This window comes from Acetomicrobium mobile (assembly GCF_937920065.1).
Window position 1 is genome coordinate 1 of record NZ_CALETC010000187.1, and the last position, 2,323, is coordinate 2,323.

General features: G+C 45.8%; 1 protein-coding gene and 3 tRNA genes. 1 reads left to right on the top strand and 3 read right to left on the bottom strand.

Annotated elements, in window-relative coordinates; all coding sequences use genetic code 11:
- Positions 1-284: 284 nt before the first annotated feature.
- Positions 285-361 (bottom strand) — tRNA-Arg (locus tag Q7P41_RS07305).
- A gap of 390 nt (positions 362-751) precedes the next feature.
- On the opposite strand from Q7P41_RS07305, the gene Q7P41_RS07310 reads away from it, so the two are divergent.
- The gene (locus Q7P41_RS07310) at positions 752-1,558 is read left to right on the top strand and encodes a DUF169 domain-containing protein (RefSeq protein WP_303883183.1); all 807 of its coding nucleotides are present in this window, start codon (positions 752-754) and stop codon (positions 1,556-1,558) included.
- Positions 1,559-1,973: 415 nt separating this feature from the next.
- On the opposite strand, the gene Q7P41_RS07315 is transcribed toward Q7P41_RS07310, so the two are convergent.
- Positions 1,974-2,050 (bottom strand) — tRNA-Arg (locus Q7P41_RS07315).
- Between the two features lie 13 nt (positions 2,051-2,063).
- Positions 2,064-2,140, bottom strand: a tRNA-Gly gene (locus Q7P41_RS07320).
- Between the last annotated feature and the right edge of the window lie 183 nt (positions 2,141-2,323).

Sequence of the window (2,323 nt, forward strand, 5' to 3'; positions counted from 1 at the left end):
ATACAACACAAAATGGAAATGCTTAAAAAAAGGTCAAAGGAAAATTAGCGTGTAGCGCGAATAAATTTTGGTGTCATTCTTTTTGAGATGTTACAAGTTGCAGGCTTTGTCTTGTTCGTCGTAGATCTGAGCTTATATCTTCGAGTCTATTGCAGTCCGTATGCGTGAGAAAATAAAAAACACTCCCTTCTCGCCTTGTGCTGGCGAAAAGGGAGCAAAAAGAAGGGGTGTAGAAAAGATACTTTGTGCGCTACAAACACGTTTTTCTGGTTTTCTCGGATAACTGGCGCGCCCGGCGGGACTCGAACCCACAACCTACGGATTAGAAGTCCACGAATCAGTCTCTTGCAACTTTTAACGCTGGCTGTATCCGAGCATCCACGCAACTACCAGTAAAATTGTCGCTTACTGCCGACACTGGAGCTACTTTTTACGTCTGCGAGGTGTATATTATCAACATGTATTTTAAAAGTCAAATTCAACGAGGTTTTTGACCGCGTCAACGGTTAAAAGGTGCCGGAGATAATTATAGATAAAATAACGAATAGATGGTTGATGATCGGTCTCTGGCGGAGGAGTTTTTTAGGAAGCCTGATTGAGTAGCAGATAAGACTTGATTACAGCATCTTTTATGTCTACTTGATGCTCGGGTATTTGAGCCCGCAAGTAATCTACTTCTGAGATTATGACCGCAAAGACGTTATTAGCATCTATGAGGGATTAATATAGCTCCACGAGGAGGAGTGGTTATATGACATTGGATGAGCTTCACAAACTGGGTACTGAGTTAGAACAGTGGCTTCGGATGAGGGTCCATCCTATAGCGGTGAAGATGCTGAAAAGCAGGGATGAAGTACCTGAGGGAGCAATGATCCCTACGCGTGATTGGGGACATAAATATTCCTTGTGTCAGAGTTTTGCTAAATCACAACGAGATGGCTGGATGATTGCGATGTTTAAAGAGGATAATTGGTGTTTTGAGCCTGTGGTAGGGTTGGGGTTTGCTGAGCGTATCCCCCATTTCCTTAAGGGACATCATCGGTATCCTGACAGCGTGAGAACACTTGAAGGAGCCTCTGAATGGTGCAGAAATATGCCATATCTCGAGTACGGCATATATCAGGGCATCGTCTCTGCCCCCATCAACACGTGCAATTTTATGCCTGATGTCATTGTTATGCACGTTAACAGTATGCAGGCCAGTCAATTGTTGATTTTAAGAAACTGGCTTGACGGAAAAGATCTACATTGCCAACTCTCTGGACATGCTGTTTGTGTGTACGCTGTGGTGCCCCCAATTCTTGCCAATGAATGCACGGTTGCCATACCCTGCAGAGGAGACCGTCGCTTGGCCTTTGCTCAAGATGATGAGCTCGTTTTTTCGTTAATTCCTTACATGCTTCCAGATTTTGTAGAAGGCACTCGTTTCCTTCAAGAACATGGCTGGGGCATTCCGATGGCTCAAGAGTATAAAGAAGAATACGACCTCAAACCCGCTTATGCAAAGATGGGCGAGATGCTTGGCATGGACATGAAGAAATCGCTACCCGGGCCGTAGAAGTATCAAAAATTTTAAGGTGTCCACACGTCTTCCCAGGCCCGAGCAAAAAATATTGCCTGGGCCTGCACAAAGAAGGGATGAAGGATATGGATCTTACTCGCCAGCTGGTGGACTTTGCAGCAATGGAATTGCGCTTGACCAATATGCCAACTAAGGCGGTGGAAACCGCAGCCTGAGCCAAGGACATCGGCGAGGTGCACGAGGCAAAATACATAGCACTTTTTAGCTTTGACCCTTTTGTATTTGTGGTCAAGGCAGGAGAGACAGAGCGAGAGGCTTTTTCCTGAAAAGGTATGACAACCATAAAACACTCCCTTCTCGCCTTGTGCTGGCGAAAAGGGAGCAAAAAGAAGGGGTGTAGAAAAGATACTTTGTGCGCTACAAACACGTTTTTCTGGTTTTCTCGGATAACTGGCGCGCCCGGCGGGACTCGAACCCACAACCTACGGATTAGAAGTCCGTTGCTCTGTCCAGTTGAGCTACGGGCGCTGCAAAAATAAACTGGAGCGGGAAACGGGATTCGAACCCGCGACCTGCGGCTTGGAAGGCCGCCGCTCTAGCCTGCTGAGCTATTCCCGCCCCTTGACGCGATTAATACTAGCATAACGCATGTCCTTGTGCAATACCTGGAGGGTGAAATTTAACCGGCGTAGTTGACATTTCTAAACCTGATGTGCTTTAATAACTTATATCAATTTGAAGAGCTCAAAATATAAAACATCCTTCCATTACCTCGTAGATTGCCTAATGTCTCTAGTTATG

Excerpts from the sequence above, each read along its gene's own strand:
- Q7P41_RS07310 (WP_303883183.1), top strand. The coding sequence starts at position 752 with ATGACATTGGATGAGCTTCACAAACTGGGTACTGAGTTAGAACAGTGG.